This window comes from Lawsonibacter sp. JLR.KK007 (assembly GCF_036941135.1).
GTDB lineage: Bacteria > Bacillota > Clostridia > Oscillospirales > Oscillospiraceae > Lawsonibacter.
On record NZ_JAYWSY010000001.1, the window covers coordinates 1228979 to 1252720 of the forward strand.

Here is a 23742-nt window from a genome sequence, read left to right on the forward strand (position 1 = left end):
TAAAGGGTATCATGTTTGCAGGAAAATTGCAAGGGCGAACTCCCTCCGTCCGCCGAAAGGAGTCCCCCTTGCCATCCTTGGCAAAGTATGATAAAATCATCCCACTTTCCAAAAAGGAGCGCCCTGCTATGACCGACTATTTTCATCTGAATCTGGATCGGGACGGCCTGCTGTCTCTGTCCACCCTGGGGCTGGCCCACCTGGGGGACGGCGTGTATGAGCTGATGGTCCGCTCCTGGCTGGTGCTCCACGGCCGGGCCAAGGCCAAAGACCTGCACAAGGCTACCGTCCAATATGTGGCCGCCCCCGCCCAGGCGGAGCGGTTTGAAAAAATTCAGCCCCTCCTCTCAGAGGAAGAGGGAGACGTCTTCCGCCGGGGCCGCAACACCGCCCCCCACTCCATCCCCAAGGCCGCCAGCCGGGTCCAGTATCAGACCGCCACCGGCCTGGAGGCCCTGTTCGGCTGGCTCTACCTCCAGGGGCGGACGGAACGGCTGAACGAATTATTTGCCGCTATGATGGAGGAATAAACCATGCCAATCTACAAACCGGAAGAATACGACGCCGTTTTGGAACGAATCAAAACGGCAATCAAGGAACAGAACATCCAAATGGGGCCTGTCCTGTCTGAGGAAGAAATCCGCGCCTTTGAGCAGAAGCACGGGATTGTGCTTCCCGAGGGCTACCGCCGTTTCCTGCTGGAGGTGGGCGACGGCTGTGACATGTTCGACGGCTACGACGTTCTGCCCCTCGGAGCAAAGCGGGAGGTGGAAAACTACAGGGAACCCTTCCGCTATCAGGAGTATTGGGTGGATTGGGACAACCTGGAGGAGGGCGAGGAGCCGCCCTTCGGCAACCCCTTTACCAGCGGGACGCTGGAACTGATCGATATCGGCGATGGTCAAACCTTTGAGCTGGTCATCACCGGCCCCTGCCGGGGCGAGGTCTGGCATTTTTGTGAACTGGGCGTCCAGCCCTGCTGCCAGCGCCAGAACTTTTTAGGCTGGTTCGAACGCTGGCTCACCGACGGGGACGATGTGGACTATTTTGCGGAATTCCCCTATTGAACATTGGAGCGTGATTTCCCATGCCTTTAGACGCGCTGTGCCTGTCCGGCGTAATCAACGAACTGAATACCGCCTTGTCCGGGGCTCGGGTGGACAAAATCTACCAGCCTGGGCGGGACGAGGTGATTCTGGCCCTGCGCTCCCCGGCGGCGGGGAACGTGCGGCTGCTGCTGTCCGCCAACCCGGCCCACCCCAGGCTCCATCTTACCACCCTGCCCCTGGAGAATCCGGAGAAGCCCCCCATGTTCTGTATGCTGCTGCGCAAGCACATGTCCGGGGCCCGGCTGCTGGAGATCGTCCAGACTCCCCTGGAGCGGGTGGCCGCCCTCCGCTTTGAGGCGCTCAACGAGCTGGGCGACCGGGTGGAGCGCCGGCTGGTGCTGGAGGCCATCAGCCACAAGACCAACCTGATCCTGCTGGACGGCGACGGCCGCATCCTGGACTGCATCCGCCACGTGGGGCTGGATGGCGCGGACAAGCTGCTCCTCCAGCGGGAGGGACAGCCCTCCGGCGTGCAGTACCGGGTGCTCCAGCCGGGGATGTTCTACCGTCTCCCTCCCGGCGTGGACAAGGAAGATCCCCTCACTGCGGACCGGGCGCGGCTGGAGGAACTGCTGGCCGCCGCCCCAGAGGAGGCCCAGGCTGACCGCTGGCTGCTGGACACCTTCGGGGGACTGTCCCCGCTGATCTGCCGGGAGCTGGCCCACCGGGCGGGCGGGGCCGCCGACGTGCGGCTGAACCTCCTGGGTCCGGAGGGCCGGAACAGGCTGCTGGACCAGCTGGAACAACTGAGGGAGACGGTCAAGGCGGGGCGCTTCACTCCCACCATGATCTCCATGGACGGCCGCCCCCGGGATTTCACCTTCCTCCCAGCAGGCCAGTACGAGGACGCTGCCCAGGTGGAGAAATGGCCCGCCTTCTCCCCCCTGCTGGACGCCTTCTTCGAGCAGCGGGAGCGCCAGGACCGGGTGAGGCAGAAGGGCCAGGACCTGATCAAATTGGTCACCAATGCCCGTGACCGGGTCAGGCGGAAGATCGCCAACCAGGAGAAGGAGCTGGCCGCCACCAGGGACCGGGACCGGCTGCGCCAGCTGGGGGACATCCTCACCAGCAATTTTTACCAGATGGAGAAGGGCATGGCCCGCCTCCGGACAGCGGACTTCTACGATCCAGAGGGCGGGGAGATCGAAATCAAGCTGGACCCCCTCCTCACCCCCCAGCAGAACGCCGCCAGATATTACAAGGACTACAACCGGGCCAAAAAGGCGGAGGAGATGCTCACCATCCAGCTGGAGAAGGGCCGCGGCGAGCTGGACTATCTCAACAGCGTGCTGGAAAACATCTCTCTGGCCGAGGGGGAGCGGGACCTGGCCGAGATCCGTCAGGAGCTGGCCGACACCGGCTACCTCCGCCGCCCCGCCAAGGCCAAGGACCGGGGACGGCGGGTGACCTCCAAGCCTATGGAGTTTATGTCAACCAACGGCCTGCGCATCTCCGTAGGCAAGAACAACAGCCAGAACGATCTGCTCACCTGCAAGCTGGCGGGCAAGGGGGATATCTGGTTCCACACCCAGAAAATCCACGGCTCCCACGTCATTTTGTGGACCAAGGGCGGCCAGCCCGACCTCCAGAGCCTGAACGAGGCCGCCTGTCTGGCCGCCTGGTTCTCCCAGGCCCGGGACAGCGGCAAGGTCCCGGTAGACTATACTCCGGTGCGTTATGTAAAGAAGCCGGGGGGCGCCCGGCCCGGGATGGTAGTCTACACCACCTACGAGACCGCTCAGGTCACCCCCGACGGGGAACTGGCCAAGCGGCTGAGGGTCAAATAAATACGTTAAGCGGCGGATCTCGCCGCTTAATTTTATCTCAATTTTGCCGATACTTCAGTATACCAGCTTTCGCAAAGGAGAAAACCGCCATGAACGTCACACCCATCTACAACACCGGCCAGCTCGCCCTGATCCGGAACGCCCGCTCTGCCCCGTCCCAGGAGCACACCGCCGCAGGCCAGTCCCAGGACCAGCTGGAACTATCTCAGGAGGGCCGTCAGGTGTCCGCCCAGGCAGAGAAAGCCGCCCTGCTGGACATGACCAAAGAGGACATCATGTCCATGGCTCAAGAACAGCTGGAGGAACAGCGGCTGGAGATCAACTGGAACGCCTCAGTGGACCCGGACGGACAGATCTGGTGTAAAGCCTATTTCGACTCCTACACCACCCAGGCCGTCCAGTTCCGGGACACCGCCGAGAACGCCATCCAGGACTACTACGCCGCCCCCTATCAGGAGGCGCTGAACAACCCTCTAGGTTCCTCCCTCCCTCAGCAGTTGAACTTCATCGCCGCCAAGTATCAGTGCTCCTGGTCGGACTTCTTTGACGCCAGCATACCGGCAGACCAGCGGCAGTGGACATACACCCAGGTACGGGCCATGCTCACTGGCACCGGCCTGCGGCTCAATGACCCCTTCGCCTTAAAGGATATCTCCATCCCCACGGTTGAGGAGACCTCCAAAATCGCCAAACAGGAAGCTGACAACACGATCCGCCAGCTGGCCGGACAGGCCAAGGAACAAAATGGGTAACAAAAGGACCTCTCCCCTCGGGAGAGGTCCTTTTTCCGTTACTGCTTGCTCTTAATATACTCATCGATGGACTTGGCGGCGGACTTGCCTGCGCCCATGGCCAGGATGACGGTGGCGGCGCCGGTGGCAGCGTCACCGCCGGCGAAGATGGCCGGGCAGGAGGTGCAGCCGTTCTCGTCGGCAGCCACGCAGCCCTTCTTGTTTTTCTCCAGGCCGGGGGTGCCCTCGTAGCTCATGGGGTTGGGCTGGGTGCCCAGAGACATGATGACCGCGTCCACCTCCATCTTGAACTCGCTGTCCGGGATGACCACCGGACGGCGGCGGCCAGAGGCGTCCGGTTCGCCCAGCTCCATCTTCACGCAGGTGATGGACTGGACCTGGCCCTTCTCGTCCCCTTCGATGGACACGGGATTGGTGAGCAGATCGAAGACGATACCCTCCTGCTTGGCGTGGTGAACCTCCTCCACACGGGCGGGAAGCTCCGCCTCGGAGCGGCGGTAGACGATGTGGACGTCCGCGCCCAGGCGCTTGGCGCAGCGGGCGGCATCCATGGCCACGTTGCCGCCGCCCACGACCGCCACCTTCTTATTGTGCAGCACGGGGGTGGCGGAGTCCTCCTTGTATGCCTTCATCAGGTTGATGCGGGTCAGATACTCGTTGGCAGAGTACACGCCGATCAGGGACTCGCCGGGGATCTTCATGAACATGGGCAGGCCCGCGCCAGAGCCGATGAAGACCGCCTCAAAGCCCTCCTGCTCAAAGAGCTCGGTGATGGTGAGCACCTTGCCGATGACCATGTTCAGCTCAATCTTCACCCCCATTTTCTCCAGCTTCTCCACCTCACGCTTGACCACCGACTTGGGCAGACGGAACTCGGGGATGCCGTAGCTCAGCACGCCGCCCGCCACGTGGAAAGCCTCAAAGATGGTGACCTCATAGCCCATGCGGGCCAGCTCGCCGGCGCAGGTCAGGCCGGCGGGGCCGGAGCCGATCACCGCCACCTTGTGGCCGTTGCTGGGGACAGGCTCCACATTGTTGATGATGCCCCGGAAGGCGGCCCAGTCGGCCACGAACCGCTCGATGCGGCCGATGGCGATGGGCTCGCCTTTGATGCCCCGGACGCACATGCCCTCGCACTGGGTCTCCTGGGGACAGACGCGGCCCGAGATGGCAGGCAGGGCGTTGGCGGCGGAGAGGATCTCATAGGCTCCGGCGATGTCGCCGTCCGCCACCTTGCGCAGGAAGTCAGGGATGGGGATGCCCACCGGGCACCCGCTGACGCAGGGCCTGTTCTTGCAGTTTAGGCAGCGGTCGGCCTCGTTCATGGCCGCGCCGGTGGAGTAGCCCAGGGCCACCTCCTTAAAATTCTTGACACGATTGGCCGGGTCCTGGTCCCCCATCAGGGTCCTCACATTTTGCATATTAGCCATTCATGGCACCTCCTCCCAGGCGGCAGATATGATTGTCCCTCGCCTTGATCTCCTGTTCCAAATAGGTCGCGTTGCGGGCGATGACCTCGTCAAAGTCCACCTTGTGGCCGTCAAAGTCGGGGCCGTCCACGCAGGCGAACTTCACCTCGCCGTCCACGGTGAGGCGGCAGCAGCCGCACATGCCCGTGCCGTCGATCATGATGGGGTTCATGCTCACGGTGGTGGGGATGTTATACTTCTCCGTCAGCTTGCAGGCGAACTTCATCATCATCAGCGGGCCGATGGCAAACACATGATCAAACTTGACCCCGCTCTCGATCAGCTTCTCCAGCTTGCCGGTGACAAAGCCGTGGTAGCCGTAGGTACCGTCGTCGGTGCAGATGTGCAGGTCGGTGCACGCCTGGCTCATCTCCTCCTCCAGAATGACGATGTCCTTGGTCTTGAAGCCGCCGATCAGGTCTACCTGGTTGCCGGCCTGATGCAGGGCGCGGGCCACGGGCAGAGCAATGGCACAGCCCAGGCCGCCGCCCAGAACGGCCACCCGCCCCAGGTCCTCCACCTCGGTGGGCAGTCCCAAGGGGCCCACGAAGTCCTGGAGGCAGTCGCCCTCGTTCAACCGGTCCAGAGCCAGGGTGGTGCCGCCGATCTTTTGGAAAATCACTGTCACCAGGCCGTCCTCCGCGCTGGAGATGGTGAGGGGGATCCGCTCACCCTCCTCGTCCACCCGCAGAATGATGAACTGGCCCGCCTTGGCCTTGGCAGCTACCAGCGGCGCATACACCGAGATCTGGCTGATCTCAGGCGTCAGCGTCTTCTTCTTCGCGATTTCATACTTTTTCACTGTCTCTCCTCCTGTCAGTGTGGTTCCTTTTTTCATCGCAATATTGCCAGCGGCACGTGCCGCTCAGATCACAAGGTCTTCTTTTTTCCATAGCGCCGCCGCCGGTGGGCGTAGCGCAGGGCCCGGATGAGGAAATAGGCCAGAACGGCCGCCGCCGCCAGCACGATCAAAGTCACAATGGTGATCCAGTTGGGGGCCTTGATCAGCTCCACCGGGTTCCAGCTGCGGCTGACGTCCTTCCGCCCGTCCGGAGCGGTGTAGCGCAAGGGGAGACCATCCTCCCCGAAGCTCTTGAGGTAGGCGGCCAGGGCGTACCACTCCTTGATCTCGCTGCCGTTCTCATCCCGGAGGATGCAGGCTTCAAAGTCGGTGACCGGGGTGCCGTCCGCCAGTTTGGGTTCCAGAGACAGCAGGCCCAGGGACTTGCTCTTTACCGTCCCCAGCATCTGGGCGGAGTACATCCCGGTCACCACCCGGTAGAGCTGGCCGTCCTCAAGCTCGCTGTAGGTCCGGTCGGTTTGGGTCACCATATACTGGTAGCCGGAACTCTCATGCTGGGAACTATCCCCTAAAATTGGAGCAGGCTCTGTCCTCCTGTTCTCCTGCACAAGCCGGATGTCTGTCACCCGGTTGAAAAACATCCTGTGGGTGTTGAAGGAGTACTCCATCCCCGCTATATACAGCTGGGCGGCGGGCATGAGGGGGGTAACGGAGGCGTCCACCTCGGCGGCGGCCTTCAGCTCCGCGCCCGTCAGGTAGCAGGCCACCAGCGGGAAACCGGAGGTCCCGTCGCTCCCCACCCCCATGGACAGCACATCGAACGCCATAGCGGTGGTGATCTCCCCCGGATACAGCGAGGCGCGGAGCACCCCGTCGGCGGTGATGGCGACGGTGGGCACATCCGGGGCGTCCGCCTCCAGGTTGTTGACCGCCCAGAGAAAGGCATCGGCCACCAGCTCGCCCAGAGGATTGCCCTTCTGCACCCCGGACTCCGGCGTGAGCAGGTCAAAGCCAGACACAGTGAGCACCTCGTCATAGGTCAGGCCGTAGGGGGCCAAGTAGGTCCCCCCTACCAGTCCCTTCCAACGCTCCACCATGGTAGTGATTGTCTGGTCGCTGGGCAGGGTCTGGTCGATGGGCGTCAAGTGGTAGTCGGACAGGGTCTTGCCCCCGCCCTCGGTCCATTCGATGGTGATGGAGCCCAGATTTTCGCAGTAGGGCCCGGCGGAGACGATATAGGTGTCCCCCGCCAGGATGGGCTGGGCCAGGGTGGTGTGGGTGTGGCCGGAGATAATCAGGTCGATGCCGCTCACCTTTTCGGCCAGCTGCTCGTCCTCGGAAAGCTTTTTCTTCTCGTTGGTCCCCGAGTGGGACAGGCAGATGATAAACTGAGCTCCCTCCGCCTTCAGAGCGTCCACGCACCGTTGTGCTTCGGACACCATATCCCCCAGCTCAAAGCCGGAGGAGGGCGCGCAGGCGTCGGAGTCCACCCCCATCAGGCCGAACAGGCCGTAGGTGACTCCGCCCCGCTCCAGGAGCATGTAGTCCTGAACCCCGTAGGCCGCCATGGAGCGCAGGATGTCCAGCTGGTCCGGATTGCTGGCGGCTGGCTTGTAGTTGGCCATAAGGAGGGCGGGAGCCGGATCGCCGCTTTCCACCACGGCGTTGAGCATATCGGCAAAGCCGGTCCCGGTGTGGTCAAACTCGTGGTTGCCAACGGCGGCGGCGTCATAGCCCATGGCGCCCATGGTGCGCAGCTCCGCCCCCTGGGTGGTGTACAGGGTCTGGATCAGCGAGCCAATGGAGAAGTCGCCGCCGTCTACGGTCAAAGCGTCGGGATGGGCCCGGCGCTCCCGGTCCAGGGCGGTTTTCAGGCGGGCGTAGCCCCCCGATTCGTTCCCCTGCCCGTCGGACTGGGGCAGAAAGTGGGAGTGGAGGTCGTGGGTAAAGAGCACCGTAGTGCTGTGGCGCTCAGGGGATGCCGCCAGCGCGGGCAGAAGGGAACACAGCAGCAAAACCGCCAGCAGACAGGCGGAAACGCGGCGCTTCACGGAAACACCTCCTCCGATTACTGAATCACGTCAAACTGAACGGGGCGGTAAAACAGCTCCCGGATCTCTCTGGGGTCGCCGGTCTGGCCCAGCACCCACATCAGCTTGGTGGCGGCGGCTTCCAGGGTCATGTTGTACGCCTCCATCAGCTGGAAGCGTTCCTTTACCTGCTGGCCTACCTGATACACGGACATATCACTGCCCTCATAGGGCACCTGGGTCATCATGACAATGGTCTTCCCCGCCAACAGCCACTCCTCCATGGCCTGGGCCAGCGGACCGTTCTCCCCGCCGGGCAGTCCGCCCACCCCGAAGGACTGAAGGATCACCGCCTGATAGCGGTCCTTCAGCAGGCCCAGGGCCTCCGCCCCCATACCGGGGATCAGGGTGAGCAGCAGGACCCGATCCTCCAGCCGGTCATAGAAGACCGGCTCCGCCCCATAGGCGTAAGGACGGGGAGCCAGATAGCGGATCAGCTTGCCGTCCCGGATGACCGCCCGCTCGGGGTAATCCACACTGGAAAAGGCGTTAAAGCTCTTGCTCCGCTCCTTCCGGGCCCGGGTGCCCAGGATCACCCGGCCGTCAAAGACCAGGCTCACGTCGTGGGAATCTCGGTCCACCGCATAGCGAAAGCTGTCATACAGGTTCCGCCGGGCGTCGGTATCGTCCAGGGCGATGGACTTCTGGGACCCGGTAATGACAATGGGTTTGGGGGAATCCTGGATCAGGTAGGACAGGGCGGCAGCGGTGTATGCCATAGTGTCGGTGCCATGGGTAATGACAAAGCCGTCATAGCTGTCATACCGCTCCCGGACAGCGTTTGCAATGTTCAGCCAGTGCTCCGGACCTACGTTGGTGCTGTCCAGGTTCATCAGCTGAACTGCCTCCACCTGGCACAGCTCCCCTACGGAGGGGACGTGGCTCAAAATTTCTTCCGAGGTGATGGCGGGACTGAGCCCATGGCCGCTCTCCATGGAGGCAATGGTGCCTCCGGTGGCCAGCATCAAAATTCGTTTCATGTCTGCTCCTTTACAGGCACTGCAAATATTTCCCATATAGGGTCATGGACAGCTCGTCCCCGATGGCGTGGACCTGCTCCTCGGTGATCCAGCCCTCGTAGAGGGCCAGCTCCTCCAGACAGCCCACATACCGGCCGGTGGTGTACTGGATATGCTTGATGGACTCCCCCGCCTCCAGCAGGCTGTCGGCGGTGCCGGCATCCAGCCAGGTGAAGTTCTTCTCCAGCGGCATGACCTGGAGCTCCCCCCGGCGCATATATTCCAGGTTGACGTCGGTGATCTCCAGCTCCCCCCGGGCAGAGGGCTTCAGGTGGTGGGCAATTTCCATGACCTGATGGTCATAGAAGTACAGGCCGGGAATAATGTAGTTGGACTTGGGATAGCGGGGCTTCTCCTCGATGGAGATGGCTTTTCCGTCCTTATCGAACTCCACCACGCCAAAGGGACGGGGGTCCTCCACCCAGTAGCCGAAGACGGTGGCGCCCCGGTCGTAAGCGGCGGCTCGTTTCAGGGTGACAGCCAGGGTGGGGGCGTAGAAAATGTTGTCCCCAAGCACCAGACACACCCGGTCGTTACCCACGAACTTCTCGCCAATGAGCAGAGCGTCCGCGATGCCCCGGGCCACCGGCTGCTCGGCGTACTGGACCTGCAGGCCATACTGGCTGCCGTCCCCCAGCAGAGCCTGGAAGGTGGGAGTCTCCCCTGGCGGGACGATGATCAGGATCTCAGAGATGCCAGCCTGCATCAGGATGGCGATGGGGTAATAAATCAGCGGCTTATCATACACCGGCAGCAGGGGTTTGCACACCGGCTTGGTCATGGGATACAGACGGGTCCCCTTCCCCGCCGCCAGGACGATACCTTTCATGTCAGCCTCCCGTTCCCGACTGCCCGCCCTCTGAGGGGAGCAGTCCGATTCCATGGTATTCTGTTATTTTATCATAGGATTTTTCTCTTTACAAGCAAAAGCTGTGCAAAAGTATCACAACCGGCGGGAGCTTTTCACCCCGCCGGTTGTTTAAGTTGGTCAAATTTCCGTTCTGGTCTCCGGCTCAGGCCGCGGCATTCTTCTTCGCGCCCATGCGCTGGAAGATCACCACGCCGCCTACCACTACCAGGCCGACTACGTCGCTGATGTGATCGGGGATCATCATGCACAGACCGCCCGCCACCATCAAAATACGGAACAGCGGGTTGATGGGCCAGTACAGGAATCCGTTCAGGGCCGCGGCGATGCCGAACAGGCCGATGAGCGAGGTGAGCACGATGAGGACGGACTCCACGATCATGACCGCCATCGTAGTCCCCTGTTCGAACTCAAAGAGCATCACCGGGCTGAAGGCGAAGATATAGGGCACCACAAAGGCGGCGATGGCCAGCCGGGTGGCGTTGAAGGCCGTCTTCATGGGGGGCGCCTTGGCAATGGCGGAGCCTGCGTAGGCGGCCAGGGCCACAGGCGGGGTGATGTCGGCCACGATGCCGAAGTAGAACACGAAGAAGTAGGCGGCCACCGGCACAATGCCGATGCGCTTATCCATCAGGATGGGGGCGCAGGTGGAGGCCATGATGCAGAAGTTGGCGGTGGTGGGAACGCCCATGCCCAGGATGATGCAGCAGATCATGGTGAGGAACAGGGCGATGATGGGCATGCCGCCGGAAATCTTTACGATGGCGGTGATCAGCTTGGAGGCCAGACCGGTGGTGGTGATGCAGCCGGCCACCAGACCGGCCATGGCGCAGGCCACAGCCACGGTGACGGTGCTCTTGCCGCCGCCCTCCAGGGCGTCGAAAAACTTGCCGACGGTGAATTTCTCAGCGGGATCGTCAATCCCGGCGGCCTTGTTGACCACGTTGTTGATGATGCCTACCACGATGGTCACCCCAATGGCAATGGCCGCAGAGTTCTGCATGGTGCGGGCCTGGGTGGAAACTAGGACCACCAGCACCACCAGGGGCAGCAGCAGATAGACCTTGGGCAGCAGCTTGCTCAGCTTGGGCAGCTCCTCACGAGGAATCCCCTTCAGGCCCAGCTTCTTGGCCTCCAAATGGACGGCGATGTAGATGCCCGTGAAGTAGAGCACGGCGGGCAGGATGGCCTTCAGGGCCACCTCACGGTAGGGGATGCCCATGTACTCCGACATCAGGAAGGCGGCGGCGCCCATAATGGGGGGCATGATCTGTCCGCCGGTGGAGGCAGCCGCCTCCACTGCGCCGGCGAACTCGCCCTTGTAGCCGGTCCGCTTCATCATGGGGATGGTAACGGAGCCGGTGGTCACCGTGTTGCCCACGGAGGAACCGGACACCATGCCGCACAGGGCGGAGGAAATCACGGCCACCTTGGCCGGGCCGCCGGCGGAGGAGCCGGCAATGCAGTTGGCCAGGTTGATGAAGAAGTTGGAGATGCCGGTGCGCTCCAGGAAGGCGCCGAAGATGATGAACACAACGATGTACTTCTGGCAGGTGTTGACAGGGGTGCCCATCACGCCGCTGGTGGTGTAGAAGAGGTCGTAGATCACCTTCTGGAAGCGGACGTTGACGAAGGTGTACACCAGCAGGACGCCCAGCACACACAGAATGGGCACGCCTACACTGCGGCGGCACAGCTCCATCAGCGCCAGCACACCGATGATGGCCAGGATCACCATCTTGTTGTCCTGGGTCACGCGGGTGGCCAGCTTAATGATGGACTTCGCGTTGGCAGCAAAATAAAAGAAGGGGGTGACGCCAACAATCATGATGATCCAGTCATACCAGGGGATGTAGTTGGCCCGGGTGACTCCCTTTTTGATGGGATAGTGCAGATAACCCATGATCAGGATCAGGCCGATAAAAATGTTCAGCTTCTGCTCTGTCAGGGTGGGCTTGCCGGTCAGGGTGGAGATGATGCAGTACACCGAAAAGGCAATGCCGAGAACTTTGACAAAAAGTCCCCACTTCCCTTCCCAGATCCGCGTATTGGATTCCTTGTCGTACTTTTTCATGATCTCCTCAACATCGGCCGCGGTGCCGACGTCAAGGTCCGCCGCAAGAGGCTCTGTGTTCAGATTCTTGTCTTTCGGGTCCATAGAATTCTCCTTTCTCCTTTTGGGTTCTCCCCGCGCAGGCTGCGGAGCAGATATACCGCCACTGCTTGGAATAGAGATAGATCCGCCTCGCAGCGCCCTGGGGACAGAGAAAGCGGCTGCGGCGGGACCAGCCCGCCGCAGCCGCCTGGCTCACGCTAAGGGGTTGTTTGAACGGCTACGCTCCAAATTACTTGCCGGGGACGGTGATGCCCTTGTCAGCGAAGTAGGCCACAGCGCCGGGATGATAGGGAACGGCGGTGACGGAAGCGGCAAAGTCCAGGTCCAACTCAGCAGCCTTGCCGTGGGACAGATTGGCGATGTCCTCGAAGGTGCCGTACAGGAAGTTGTACACGTCAGCCTCGCTCACGTCATTGCGGGCAATGACAACAGCGCCCACAGCCACGGTGGTGGTGTCCTCAGCCAGGTTGTAGGTCTCGGCGGAGATGGTGTTCGCGCTGTAGTAGGGGGAGGAGGCGATCAGGGCGTCAATGTGCTCCTGATCCAGGCTGACCAGGGAAATCTCACGGGCGGAGGCCAGGTCGGTGACCGCAACGGTGGGAGCGCCGGCAACCACGAAGGCGGCGTCAATCTGAGCGTCCTTCAGGGCCTCGGCAGAATCGTTGAAGTTCTGGTAGGTGGGGGTGATGTCCTTCTCCACGTCCAGGCCATAGATGCCCAGAACGTCAACCGCGTTGTAGAACACGCCGGAACCGGGAGCGCCGATGGAGACGCGCTTGCCCTTCAGGTCGTCCACAGTCTTGATGCTGGGGTCGACGGTCACGATCTGGACCTGCTCCATGTACAGGTTGGCCACGGTGGAGAAGTTGGTCACCGCGCCGGTCTCCGCGAAGGTGCGCTCGCCGTTGTAGGCATAGGCCATAACGTCGGACTGCACGAAGCCCAGCTGAGCGTCATTCATGTCCATGTTCTCGATGTTGGCCTGAGAGCCGCCGGAGGAGATGGTGTTGATGGTGGTGCTGGTCAGGTCGCCCACCTTGCCGCCGATGACGTTGCCGAAGCCGTAGTAGGTGCCGGTCTCGCCGCCGGTGGTGAAGGTCAGGTTCGTGCCGCCGTCCTTGGGAGCCAGGCCGCTGGCCGGCTGGCTGCCGGATGCGGAAGGATTGCTGCCAGCGGGAGTGCTGGAAGCGGGAGTGCTGGAAGCAGGCTTGCTGCTGCCAGCTCCGCTGCCGCCGCCGCAAGCAGTCAGGGCCATGCTCATCATCATAGCAAGAGACAGGGCAATGGCAATTTTCTTTCTCATGTTTCGTTCCTCCATTTTTCAAACTTGGCATTGCTCTTCCACGGAGGAAGAGCAAAAAGCCCAATTGGGCTTTTGCCAGAATAGACGCAAACTGAAAAACAATTTGCAGGGTTATTATATTACATCTTGGTCCGGAAAGCAAGCTATTTTTTTGCTCCGCCTCCCCGCTCCCCTGTTTGGGCGCGTTTTCTCCGAAATCTTATCAGTATCTTTATATCATTTATGTCTCCCCCAGCCGGCTTAAGGGGACCAGCCCTCCATCCCTGCCTGCAGCTTTTCCAGCGCCTTTTTCTCAATGCGGGATACATCGCGCCCCACTTATTGTAAGCGAATGCCCCTAAGAATTCGCCTCCAACTGACGGAAGCGGAACTTGATGATGATTTGCTTGGCGGCGGTCAGCTCCACCCGTTCGATCAGGCTGACCAGCAGCTCCCGATTGGTGGATGCGGTTTCCAGGAACCGTTCCACCAGTTTTTTTGCCAAGTCCACCTGCTCCGCTGGAGAGTAGTCTGGACGGTCCAGCTGGCTGAGGCGTTGCTCCAGGGCGGCGCGGTCAGCCTTGACCTTGGTGTAGATGCGTTGGAAGTCGGCTTCGTCCAGGATGCCGCCGAGCTTATCCATGTAAACCTTGTCCAGATGGATGGTCAGGCTGTCAATTTTGGCCTTGAGGGAGTTGATCTCCTTCTCATTGTCCGCCTCTGCCAGAGCCTTTGCTACTTCCCGCTTGGCCGCGGGCAGCAGTTGGTCAGCACGCAAATAGTCCCGGCAAACCTCCTGTACCTTCTTGATTACTGCCTGGGTCACCGTCTGCTCTTTGATCGTGTGGCTGGTACAGACGCCCGCCTTGGTGAAACGCTGGTAGGTTCGGCAGACGAAATACAGCTTATCCTCCCCTGCCGCATTCTTGCGGTTGAGCACCGCCAGCGGGTAGCCACACTCGTGGCAGAAGATCAGACCCTTCAGCAGAAAATCATAAGTCCGGCTGCGGGTATGTCTGCGGCTGTTGACCAGGGCCCGTACCTTGTCGAAGGTCTCCCGGTCAATGATAGGCTCGTGGGTGCCCTCCACCACTACCCAGTCCCGGCGGTCCTGCTTGATGCACTTCTTGGACTTGTAGTTGATCTTCCGGGTGCGGCCCTGGACCATGCTGCCAATGTAGGTCTCATTTTGCAGCATATCGGAGATGCGCTCACTGCTCCACAGGCCAGTGTAAGGACCGGAGTTTGGCACAGGCAATCCTGCATAGGTGGCCGGGGTGGGGAGGCCCTCCGCGTTGAGTTGGGTGGCGATCTGGCGGCAGCTGATTCCCTCCAGGGCCATACCGAAAATTCGCTGAACCATGGGAGCCGCATCCTCGTCGATAACAATTTTGTTCTTCTCGGTGGGGTGCATCTTGTAGCCGTAGACCGGTTTGCCACCGATGAACAGGCCCTTGCGCTGCTTGTCGTGTTTGACGCTGGAAATCTTTTTGGAGATGTCCTTGGCGTACATATCGTTCATGATGGCACGGAAGGGCGTGATGTCGTTGGCGGTGGAATCCACTCCGGTGTCGATGCCATCCAGCAGGGAGATGTAACGCACCCGGTGCTCCGGGAAGTACCGCTCCATGTAGTGGCCAGTGAGGATGTAGTCGCGGCCCAGGCGGCTCAGATCCTTTGTAATGACCATATTGACTTTCCGGGCCTCAATGTCGGCGATCATGCGCTGGAAATTCGGGCGGTCGAAGTTGGTCCCGCTCCAGCCGTCGTCGATGTAGGTATCGTAGACGCTGAGGCGGTGTTGCTGGACAAACTCATTGAGCAGAGACTGCTGGTTGTTGACGCTCTCGGATGGGCCTTCGCTCTCATCCTCCTTTGATAATCTGATGTACAATGCCGCATGGTAGTCCATGGGATTGCTTATCTCTAAGTACATGTTATGCCTCCTGAGATAAGCGGCCATTCATCATACTTGTTATACGGTAACACACAGGTGTTTTTCAACAATTCTCAACTCTTTTTTGAGAAAAATTTCAAAGGACTTTTGAATGATTTGAGCAATACTGATTTCTTCCTCGGCATAGCGGCACGTCAACATGATTTCCTGCGTCTTCAATGGAACACCTCCTGATTCAGATTGGTAAACTATATGCGGGCAGTAATCTCCGCTTGCGCAAAACAAAAGCGATGAGCACTCAGCCCATCGCTTTTCTCAAATCACTCCAGCATTTGCCGGATATATTCAAATTCGTGGTCATGGACAAAATGGAGCTCGATCCGCTTGTCCTTGTGCAGAAAAATCGACTCTACCAACATTGCCACATCTTTTCGCGAGAACTCCGTCTGGCCCGCATAAGGCGTAAATTGTTTCGCCCACTCACATTCAAGGATCGTTCTGTCCTCAATTCTTTGGATCTCCTCCCGAATTTTCTGTTTCTGCTGTCCCAATATGTCCAGTTCGTCCTGAAAACTGCTGCACAGTTTATCCGCCTCTTCCGATGTAATGATGCCGTCCGCTATATTCGGCTCCAGACTTGCAATCAAAAATTGCTGTCTTTCCGCCGCCCGGTCAACTTCTTCAATTTGAGTCTGCAACTGTAGGATCTGCCGGTGGAGCTTGTCCCCCAAGTCATTGGTAGTGATCATGTTACATAACGATACGACCTGTTCGATATGTTCTTGAACCTTCTGCTGTACGGCTGCTTCCAATTTCTCAGCCGGCATACGACAGCCAGCACAGCTTCCAGTCCCGTCCTTCTCCAGAGAGCAGCGGTAATAGGTATATTTCCCCACCGGCTGCCTGGTCAGCGCATTGTGACAAGCCGCACATCGGACAAGTCCGGAGAGCAAATAGGTCCTTTTTGCACGCGGTGAAATTCTGCTGTCCGTTTTGAGGAGGCGTTCTACCGCACGGAAACACTCCTCTGATATGATCGCCTCATGGGCTTTTGCTTTGACGGCCCACTCACCTTCTGGAAGTTGTTTTGAAAATTTGTGGCAAAATGGATTTGATTTTGTTTTTCCCTGCTCCAATGTGCCTGTATAGACGCGGTTTTTCAATATCCGTATCACAGGCCCGGCAGACCAGAGCGGAATATCCTTCTTCTGAAATGCATATGTGCAATTTGACCCAGATTTTCGCTTGTGCTCCGCAGGGCTCAGAATCCCTAATTGGTTGAGCCTGCCCGCAATTCGGTCGGCACTCATACCCTCCAGTCTCCACTGAAAAATGTCCCAGATGACCGCCGCCGCAGGTTCATCCACAATAAGTTGATACCGGTTCAGCGGGTTCCGTTTATACCCATACACCGGATTGCTACCCATATATTCTCCCCGTTCCCGTTTGACCTTGAGCTGGCTGGAAATCTTCTTTGACAAATCCATGCTGTAGGCCTGATTGATCAGGGTGCGGACCGGGATAAAAAAGTCCTGCTGGTTTTGGCGCAGATACAGCATGTCAATATCATCCTGGATGGCAATAAACCGCACATTCTTTTCAGTGAATTCCCGGAACAGCATATCGCCAGCATCCAAATAATTTCGGCTGAATCGGGACAGGTCTTTTACGATAACGCAGTTTATCTTGCTAGCTTCGATCTCCTGCATCATCTCTTGGTAGGCCGGACGGTTAAAATTCAAACCAGTCCGGCCGTTGTCGACCTTGACGGAGCACAATTCAATGTTTTCAAACCGGCTGATATGATCCATAATAATTGACAGTTGAGTGTGGATCGTATTGCTTGGGTCCTCTTGAACACCTCTGGATGTTCTCAAATAAGCGGCAGCCTTCCAGCGTTTCATTTGTATTCTCCCATCGTTCTCTATTTTAAGGATTTTACCATAAAGCCTGGATGCAGGGAAATACAGTCCGACGCATTTCTCAAATATTTTTTCAGCCACTTCACCAAGTCTGCACAATAGATTTTCAGCAATTCCGGGTGAAGGATGTGTTGAATGATCCCCAACGGCGGCATTGCGTTGATATGTTCAAAAACCGCACAGATCATCTCCATCGTGTCCATCATTGTGGATTCTCTGCGGCAACCCGCTATGATAGTTTGTAAAAAATCGTCGCCGTATTTCATGTACCGTGATGCCACCTCAATCAAGATTCCCGCACTTTTGTATGCGTTCTGGTTAATGATTTCGGCGTTCCAATTTGCAGTGTGAAAATCAATTCCACAAGCGTTGAGTGAAAAAATCAAGTCATCATAATGATCAGTTACCAAATTCTTTAAGCTGTTTTCTTTATTCATGGGTATTCTCCTTTGTAAAATTTTTGGTTGGGTACTGGTTGAAAAATAAATATTGCACAAAGCAGATACGAGTACAAAAATGGGGAAAATACAGCAGAATTGCCACCAGATATAATATGTTGATGTTTTTTCTCCCTTGTCTACTTGGTTTCCATCTCGATTTTATTGATTTAGTGCTAACTCTTTGATTTTCTGGCAAAGCTTAAATGGCCAGATACTTTATTTGACCATCACCTATATACTTCTCATTCGCTCCTGTCAAGCATGGACCCATAGTTTTTTGTAAACATTTTGTGAATAAGCAAGAATTGGGGAGCTTTTACATGGAGTAATGTCGAAGGAGATATACAGTGTTTTGAGCGCGCCAACTGTCTACATCCTAATAATGAGGAGTTATCTCATTCTCTGCTTGCTCTCATTAGTTGGTACAGTATCTCTGTCGTGGTCTGTGCGACTGTACCATCAGCACAAATCACTTCCACAAATTGATCTTCGAGCCAGCGCAGATAAGCGTCTCCCTTTACAACATCTCGCCCAAGGCGGGAGAGGTCTGCCATCAGCAGAACATCAACTTTACCAGTAGCTACTGCGTTGGAAACTTCGGACAGCCCCCTACGGAAAAAGTCAAACCCACTGGCCTGTTCAGCGGTAGTTCCCACAATCTCAAAGCCATGCTGTTCAGCATAATCCTCTAAAGTGGTCTGCTGAACTGCCAGTGCATGGGCATCAGGGTACGCAACTCTGCAATAAATCCACGCTCTTTTCTGCTCCATTCCAATCACCTCCTAAATACCCAGCAGTAATAAGTGCCTGTAGCTCATCCTGATAGTTCCACTCAATTTCTACTCTATGATCCGGGAAAATGTGAATCACAGTCAAGACATCTGCAACAACTTCATCCGTGAGTTCCTGAACGGCAGTGTACTTCTTAAAAGCATCTACAAAGGGGTTCTGCAACCGAACTCCATCACTGCTGGATTCTAACTCTGCTTTCAATAAAGCAATCTTATCGGACAAACCATTGATGACTTCTTTGATACTGGCCCTTTGAGAGATATACTTTGTCTTGTCAATCTCTCCCAAAGCAAACGACTCATAAATTTGGTCTGTCAGATGCTTTTGCTGGTCAAGTGCATCCCGGAGATTACTTATCTGTTTGAGGATAGCATGGGGATCTCTTTTATCCTGGTGATGCTGTGCATCCCAAACCAACGAAGCATCGACCGCAAGAGCCGCCCGCAGATGGATGCCATTCAGAATAATTTCCCAAAGATCATGCTCTGATATTTGTACCTCTGCACAGGGACTTGCATCCGTCCACTTTGAAGCGCGGCAAAAAAAGTAAGGGTTCTTTGTTTCTACCCGCATCATGGCAAGGCCACAGATACCACACCGAACTTTTTTTCGCAAAGGCCGGTAGGCAGAAGAGACGTTCCGCTCCACATACTCTTTCAGAGCGGCCTGCGCCCGATCAAATTCTTCTTGCGTGACAATGGCCTCATGGGTGTGTTCCGTGATGATCCAGTCCTTTTTGCTGACCTTAACGCTGTGTTTTTGACCTATGATATCATAATAGCGTTTCCCAAAAATGACTTTACCCAAATATCGTTCATCTCGAACAACTCGGATAATAGCAGCGTCTGTCCAGGAGTTTTCTGCCTGCACGTTATTCCATGACTTTTGCGTACAACCTGCGGCAATTTTATAAAGCATGGGCGTCAACACGCAATCCCGATTCAGTGCTTTCGCTGTCTGCCTTGCGGAGTGTCCATCCCCTACCATCAGGAAGATGCGGTGCACAACTTCAGCAGCAGGAGGGTCAATGAGCAGGTGGTTTTTATTCTGCGGATCTTTGACATACCCATACGGTGCATAACGAGACACAAAATCGCCTCTCTGCGCCCGCTGTCGCTGCGCGCTCCGCACCTTGCGAGATAAATCCCGGCTATAGAGGTCGTACAGCAATGCCCGGAAAGAAGTATCCAGATTGTCCACGTCCATAGGCCGTATGCTGTCGATACCGTCATTGACCGAGATAAAGCGCACCCCGAGAAAAGGGAAAATACGGGAGATATAGTTCTCAACGGTCAGATAGTCTCTCCCCAAACGAGATAAATCTTTGACAATCACGCATTGAATTTTACCCTGCCGTACTTGGGCAAGCATATCTTGGACAGCCGGACGCTCAAAGTTTTTTCCGCTCCAGCCGTCATCGCAAAACTCTACCACCTCCGCATCCGCAAACTCCGGGATTTTTTTAAGATGTGCATTCAGGAGATCCCGCTGGTTTGATATGCTGTTGGATTCTGTTTTTTGAGTGTTCTTCAAATCCACGTCCTCAGAGGACAGCCGCAGATATTCCGCAATCACATAAATGCTCATTCCAGCACCGCCTCTCCATCTTCCTTCAAAAGACGAAGCAAAGCACCATATTCATCCCGGAAACGCAGTGTAATAAAAACGTGGCTGTCCCTATCAATCTCTATCCGCTCGATCAGTGCATGGGCCATTTCCTTCGTCAGCTCCAGCTCACACGCATACCGTTCACAGGTAATCAGCCATGGATTTTCTGCGGCTTTCTTCCGTTCATTTTGCTTTTGCTGTTCGGCGGCAGCCAAGCGGACTTTTGCGTTTTCTATATCCCGTTTATAACGGCACCGAAGTTCCATATACTCTTCTTCCGACATCAGGTGATCTACATAGTTTTGGTAGAGGCTTTCGTAGAGCATTTTAGCCCGCTCCAGCGCACTGTTCGCGTCAGTAATTTCCCGTTTGACCGCATCTTCATGGTCAACCGCTTTGGAGGAACAGCTATACTTTTCCGTTGCCATCTTCAAATTCCCAGCTAACGCAATCTCTCGCTGTAAAGTGTCCCACAGAATTTCCAGCAGAGTTGTTTCTCTGAGGTACTTTTTGGGGCATGAGGCCGGGTTTTCCGAATGCGTCAGACAGATGTAGGAGTAGTACCGATGCCCACACCGTTCTGACACGTTCTTGTAACGGATCATCGGTTTTTTGCAGTCCGCACAAAAAACCAGTCCCCGGAGGATGTGGGGAATATGTCCCAGATTATCAAAGCGACCAATTCGCTCCTGGTGAGTAGCACGGCATTGCTCAGCCATCTCTTGAACAATGCGGAAGGTTTCTTCATCAATAAGCGGTTCGTGCGTATTGGGGACAATGACCCACTCGGACTTTGGACGCTTACACAGCTTTTTCCCTTCGGGAAGGCTGTTGTAGGTACGCCCCTGCACCATATGTCCAAGATAGGTCTCACTTTGAAGGATTATCTTAATGATAGGAACGTGCCAAACTGAATTGGCATAGCGTTCTGCCTTAACCTCCCCTCTCATGTAGTGGTATCGAGATGGGGATGGTATCCCCATCTCATTTAGCTTGCGAGCGATTTGCAGATAGCTGACGCCGGATGCCCGCCATTGGAAAATCATCCGGACGATAGGGGCGGTTTCTGCGTTTAATTCCAGCTTATGATTGTCTGCGGCGGACTTCTGGTATCCGTATGGTGCCCAGGACCCAATGAACTCCCCTTTACGCTGTTTCGTTGCCAAAGCTGAGCTGGACTTTCTGGAGATGTCCCGGCTGTAAGCACCGTTGATGATATTTTTCAGCGGTACAATATAGCCATCGGCATTCCGTTCAGCGGTCAGAGTGTCAAAACCATCGTTGACTGCGACAAATCTTACATTCAAAAAGGGGAAAATCCGTTCCAGATAGTTGCCGGTTTCTAAATAGTTTCTCCCGAATCGGGATAAATCCTTGACAACCACACAGTCAATCCGGCCCTCCCGAATATCAAGCATCAACCGTTCAAATTCCGGCCTTTCAAAATTTGTACCAGTCCGTCCGTTATCGCAGTACATACCGCAGTAGGTCATATCCGACTGGCTTTCAATGTACTTCAAAACAAGGTCTCTCTGTGCGTAGATTGTATCTGCTCCCGGCTTGCCGCTGTCTTCCACGGAAAGGCGGATATAGCCGCCAGTCCGATAGACCCGGGCCGCAGAAGCGGAGGGTTCTTCTATTGCAGGCTGCACATAGTTGACCTTGCGTTTCGTCCGTGCCACGTCAGCCCACCTCCTGTTCGGAATGTGCCTGACGGGTAGCCAAGTCAACCAGCCAATGGTACTCGTTCTGCCAGCGGAATACGATTTCAACGGTATGATCTTTGCACAGCATAATGCGCTCAATCAATGTCACAACGACGGCCCTGTCCAGTTCTGTAACATTCTGGTACTTACGAAACTGTTTCATCCATTCGCGGTTCTCAGAAGAACCGGCCAGTTCTTGACGCATTTCCTCTCGGATGCCATCCGCCTGATTCTCGGCCTCTTGCCGGCGGCGGGTGTACTTCGCTTTCAAGTCCTTGTAATCGTCTCGATCAATGATGCCATCAGCCAGATTCTCATAAAGAGACTGCAAAAGTAACTGGGCTCGATCAATTTCCTTGCGTTTCTGGTCGAGCCGCTTTTGTAGCCGTTGCATACCAGCCTGTCGGAGCTGCGCCGTATCGGTCATCTTCAGCAGGTCAGACAAGTCAATTACGTTACTGATTTGCTGTTTCAAAGAATCCAGCACGATCTCGTTCAGGGTAATGTCCCGCAGGCGATGGGCTGAGCAGCAGGTCTTGTCCTGTTTATGGGCAGAGCAGATATAGTACACATATTTTTTCTTTCCCGATGACACGGTTTTTCGTACCATAGAGGCACCGCACTCCCCACAGAACAAGAGGCCGGAGAAAAACTCAACCGCCGCTCCACCAACGCTGGTACGTGTATCCAGAGCCAGCACTCTTTGGATAGTTTCAAAGTCGTTGCGCTCAATAATTGCGTCATGGTTATTCTCCACGATAGCCCACTCTGACCGTGGACGGTTGACCTGACGTTTGACCCGATAAGTTGGGGTCGTCACACGCCCCTGCTCCAGTGTCCCGATGTAAATAGGATTTTTTAATATCCGCAGGATTGTCTTGGCACACCAGGCGGAGTCTGCTTTTTTACGAAATTTCGTCTGGTAACGCATACCCTGAGAGGTTTTGTAATCCATCGGCGTTGGAACACCGGCGGCGTTCAGCCTATCGGCAATATCCTGTGTGCTAATTCCATCCAGTTTCCACTGAAAAATATCCTGTACCACACTGGCAGCTTCTTCGTCAATCAGCAGGCGGTTGTGGTCTTCCGGGTCCTTCCTATATCCATACATAGGGAAAGCTCCGATAAAATCCCCATTCCGGCGTTTGATATCCAAATGGCTACGTGTCTTGATGGAAATATCCCGGCAGTATGCCTCATTCACGAGGTTTTTGAAAGGAACAATCAGTTCATCCGACTCTGGATTGCGATGCAGACTGTCGTAGTGGTCATTGATAGCAATAAACCGCACACCGAGGACGGGAAAAATTTTCTCAATGTACGTTCCTGCTTCCAAATGGTCACGGCCAAAACGGGATAAATCTTTAACGACGATGCAGTTAATCTTTCCCGCCTTAATGTCTGCCATCATCTCCTGGAACGCGGGCCGCTCGAAATTCGAGCCGGTATAACCGTCATCCACTTTCATTCCGCATTCCCGGAGATCCGGGGCGCGGCGCAGATAGTCACGGATTAACTCTTTCTGACCCCTGACGCTGTTGCTCTCCTCTTTATCACCGTCCTCGCGGGAGAGCCGGACATACCCGTAGGTATTCCATACTTTCATTGTGTTTTCAGGCATAAGAAAACCTCCCTGTCTAAAGGCACAGTAAGCCCTTGGACAAGCGGGAGGTACTGATTCAATTCACCTATGTGTTTCTATTATATCAGCCCGTCCCCCGTTTGTCCAGAAAAATTTTCAGCATTTAGACCGTATGTAGCTAAGCAGCCGGTCTTCCAGTGTAACATCTGTTTCCGAAAAGCTGATTTTTACGATATACTTTCCGTGCCGGTAACAGTAAGGGTTTCCAATCTGCCGAAGAAAGTCCAGCATCCTCTCTTGCTTGGGAAGTTCTGTTTTTATCTGCACATCCCTAATATCATGCAGGGTTTCTGGATCAACCTTATGAACATCCACAGTCCGCATGGCCTCAAGATCCCGCTCCGTGGGCAAAGACTGCTCCATTCAATGCACCTCCTATCATCGAATTTTCGTTCCGTTAAAAATTACTGTATAGGTAATCTGGCCGTCTTGCTCTTCCTT

General features: G+C 56.3%; 20 protein-coding genes. 4 read left to right on the plus strand and 16 right to left on the minus strand.

The annotated features are described in order from the left end of the window. Nucleotides 1-128 precede the first annotated feature (128 nt). The 4 genes from VV088_RS06835 to VV088_RS06850 all read left to right on the plus strand — a co-directional run bounded on the left by VV088_RS06835 (nucleotide 129) and on the right by VV088_RS06850 (nucleotide 3648). Entirely contained in the window at nucleotides 129-530 is a 402-nt protein-coding gene (locus tag VV088_RS06835; protein ID WP_334600036.1) for a Mini-ribonuclease 3, read from the plus strand. Between the two features lie 3 nt (nucleotides 531-533). Continuing rightward, nucleotides 534-1067, plus strand: a complete 534-nt coding sequence (locus VV088_RS06840) for an SMI1/KNR4 family protein (protein WP_334600037.1) — start codon at nucleotides 534-536, stop codon at nucleotides 1065-1067. 20 nt (nucleotides 1068-1087) lie between these two features. Next, complete coding sequence (locus VV088_RS06845; protein ID WP_334600038.1) at nucleotides 1088-2896, plus strand: Rqc2 family fibronectin-binding protein; 1809 nt, start codon at nucleotides 1088-1090, stop codon at nucleotides 2894-2896. Between the two features lie 89 nt (nucleotides 2897-2985). Then, a complete protein-coding gene (locus VV088_RS06850) occupies nucleotides 2986-3648 on the plus strand; it encodes a hypothetical protein (protein WP_334600039.1) in 663 nt (220 codons plus the stop codon). A gap of 38 nt (nucleotides 3649-3686) precedes the next feature. Here the strand turns inward: VV088_RS06850 and gltA are convergent, their stop codons facing one another. From gltA to VV088_RS06930, 16 genes are all read right to left on the minus strand, one after another. After that, nucleotides 3687-5078, minus strand: coding sequence for an NADPH-dependent glutamate synthase (gltA, locus tag VV088_RS06855; RefSeq protein ID WP_334600040.1), 1392 nt, complete (start codon nucleotides 5076-5078; stop codon nucleotides 3687-3689). Then, nucleotides 5071-5919 (minus strand): sulfide/dihydroorotate dehydrogenase-like FAD/NAD-binding protein, encoded by an 849-nt coding sequence (locus tag VV088_RS06860; RefSeq protein ID WP_334600042.1) that lies wholly within the window; start codon nucleotides 5917-5919, stop codon nucleotides 5071-5073. Before VV088_RS06860 ends, gltA begins: the two co-directional genes overlap by 8 nt. A 68-nt stretch (nucleotides 5920-5987) precedes the next feature. Beyond that, nucleotides 5988-7970: a bifunctional metallophosphatase/5'-nucleotidase gene (locus tag VV088_RS06865; RefSeq protein WP_334600043.1), complete on the minus strand. Its 1983-nt coding sequence runs from the start codon at nucleotides 7968-7970 to the stop codon at nucleotides 5988-5990. Nucleotides 7971-7987: 17 nt separating this feature from the next. After that, nucleotides 7988-8989: an asparaginase gene (locus VV088_RS06870; RefSeq protein ID WP_334600044.1), complete on the minus strand. Its 1002-nt coding sequence runs from the start codon at nucleotides 8987-8989 to the stop codon at nucleotides 7988-7990. Between the two features lie 10 nt (nucleotides 8990-8999). Beyond that, the gene (gene rfbA, locus VV088_RS06875; RefSeq protein WP_334600045.1) at nucleotides 9000-9857 is read right to left on the minus strand and encodes a glucose-1-phosphate thymidylyltransferase RfbA; all 858 of its coding nucleotides are present in this window, start codon (nucleotides 9855-9857) and stop codon (nucleotides 9000-9002) included. A gap of 184 nt (nucleotides 9858-10041) precedes the next feature. After that, nucleotides 10042-12054, minus strand: coding sequence for a TRAP transporter permease (locus VV088_RS06880; protein WP_334600048.1), 2013 nt, complete (start codon nucleotides 12052-12054; stop codon nucleotides 10042-10044). A 187-nt stretch (nucleotides 12055-12241) separates the two neighbouring features. Then, nucleotides 12242-13315: a TAXI family TRAP transporter solute-binding subunit gene (locus VV088_RS06885; protein ID WP_334600050.1), complete on the minus strand. Its 1074-nt coding sequence runs from the start codon at nucleotides 13313-13315 to the stop codon at nucleotides 12242-12244. Nucleotides 13316-13652: 337 nt separating this feature from the next. Beyond that, nucleotides 13653-15230: a recombinase family protein gene (locus VV088_RS06890; RefSeq protein ID WP_334600053.1), complete on the minus strand. Its 1578-nt coding sequence runs from the start codon at nucleotides 15228-15230 to the stop codon at nucleotides 13653-13655. A gap of 39 nt (nucleotides 15231-15269) precedes the next feature. Beyond that, the gene (locus VV088_RS06895) at nucleotides 15270-15410 is read right to left on the minus strand and encodes a hypothetical protein (protein WP_325214214.1); all 141 of its coding nucleotides are present in this window, start codon (nucleotides 15408-15410) and stop codon (nucleotides 15270-15272) included. A gap of 101 nt (nucleotides 15411-15511) precedes the next feature. Then, nucleotides 15512-17095 (minus strand): recombinase family protein, encoded by a 1584-nt coding sequence (locus tag VV088_RS06900; protein ID WP_334600054.1) that lies wholly within the window; start codon nucleotides 17093-17095, stop codon nucleotides 15512-15514. Between the two features lie 20 nt (nucleotides 17096-17115). Continuing rightward, nucleotides 17116-17550: a hypothetical protein gene (locus VV088_RS06905; RefSeq protein ID WP_334600055.1), complete on the minus strand. Its 435-nt coding sequence runs from the start codon at nucleotides 17548-17550 to the stop codon at nucleotides 17116-17118. Nucleotides 17551-17948: 398 nt separating this feature from the next. Continuing rightward, nucleotides 17949-18323 carry a recombinase family protein gene (locus tag VV088_RS06910; protein ID WP_304954559.1) on the minus strand — a complete coding sequence of 125 codons (375 nt, stop codon included), beginning with the start codon at nucleotides 18321-18323 and terminating at the stop codon, nucleotides 17949-17951. Continuing rightward, complete coding sequence (locus VV088_RS06915; RefSeq protein WP_304954560.1) at nucleotides 18277-19932, minus strand: recombinase family protein; 1656 nt, start codon at nucleotides 19930-19932, stop codon at nucleotides 18277-18279. Before VV088_RS06915 ends, VV088_RS06910 begins: the two co-directional genes overlap by 47 nt. Further along, a complete protein-coding gene (locus VV088_RS06920) occupies nucleotides 19929-21635 on the minus strand; it encodes a recombinase family protein (RefSeq protein ID WP_334600056.1) in 1707 nt (568 codons plus the stop codon). Before VV088_RS06920 ends, VV088_RS06915 begins: the two co-directional genes overlap by 4 nt. A 1-nt stretch (nucleotide 21636) precedes the next feature. After that, nucleotides 21637-23280, minus strand: a complete 1644-nt coding sequence (locus VV088_RS06925; protein ID WP_334600057.1) for a recombinase family protein — start codon at nucleotides 23278-23280, stop codon at nucleotides 21637-21639. Nucleotides 23281-23397: 117 nt separating this feature from the next. Then, nucleotides 23398-23664: a DUF6870 family protein gene (locus VV088_RS06930; protein ID WP_334600058.1), complete on the minus strand. Its 267-nt coding sequence runs from the start codon at nucleotides 23662-23664 to the stop codon at nucleotides 23398-23400. Nucleotides 23665-23742: the final 78 nt, after the last annotated feature.

Bases quoted from the DNA above. Each gene is read 5' to 3' on its own strand.
- VV088_RS06835 (WP_334600036.1), top strand. From the start codon at position 129: ATGACCGACTATTTTCATCTGAATCTGGATCGGGACGGCCTGCTGTCT.
- VV088_RS06910 (WP_304954559.1), bottom strand. From the start codon at position 18,323: ATGGAGCAGAAAAGAGCGTGGATTTATTGCAGAGTTGCGTACCCTGAT.
- rfbA (WP_334600045.1), bottom strand. From the start codon at position 9,857: ATGAAAGGTATCGTCCTGGCGGCGGGGAAGGGGACCCGTCTGTATCCC.
- VV088_RS06880 (WP_334600048.1), bottom strand. From the start codon at position 12,054: ATGGACCCGAAAGACAAGAATCTGAACACAGAGCCTCTTGCGGCGGAC.
- gltA (WP_334600040.1), bottom strand. From the start codon at position 5,078: ATGGCTAATATGCAAAATGTGAGGACCCTGATGGGGGACCAGGACCCG.
- VV088_RS06925 (WP_334600057.1), bottom strand. From the start codon at position 23,280: ATGCCTGAAAACACAATGAAAGTATGGAATACCTACGGGTATGTCCGG.
- VV088_RS06900 (WP_334600054.1), bottom strand. From the start codon at position 17,095: ATGAAACGCTGGAAGGCTGCCGCTTATTTGAGAACATCCAGAGGTGTT.
- VV088_RS06890 (WP_334600053.1), bottom strand. From the start codon at position 15,230: ATGTACTTAGAGATAAGCAATCCCATGGACTACCATGCGGCATTGTAC.
- VV088_RS06885 (WP_334600050.1), bottom strand. From the start codon at position 13,315: ATGAGAAAGAAAATTGCCATTGCCCTGTCTCTTGCTATGATGATGAGC.
- VV088_RS06930 (WP_334600058.1), bottom strand. From the start codon at position 23,664: ATGGAGCAGTCTTTGCCCACGGAGCGGGATCTTGAGGCCATGCGGACT.
- VV088_RS06905 (WP_334600055.1), bottom strand. From the start codon at position 17,550: ATGAATAAAGAAAACAGCTTAAAGAATTTGGTAACTGATCATTATGAT.
- VV088_RS06870 (WP_334600044.1), bottom strand. From the start codon at position 8,989: ATGAAACGAATTTTGATGCTGGCCACCGGAGGCACCATTGCCTCCATG.
- VV088_RS06915 (WP_304954560.1), bottom strand. From the start codon at position 19,932: ATGAGCATTTATGTGATTGCGGAATATCTGCGGCTGTCCTCTGAGGAC.
- VV088_RS06845 (WP_334600038.1), top strand. From the start codon at position 1,088: ATGCCTTTAGACGCGCTGTGCCTGTCCGGCGTAATCAACGAACTGAAT.
- VV088_RS06850 (WP_334600039.1), top strand. From the start codon at position 2,986: ATGAACGTCACACCCATCTACAACACCGGCCAGCTCGCCCTGATCCGG.
- VV088_RS06840 (WP_334600037.1), top strand. From the start codon at position 534: ATGCCAATCTACAAACCGGAAGAATACGACGCCGTTTTGGAACGAATC.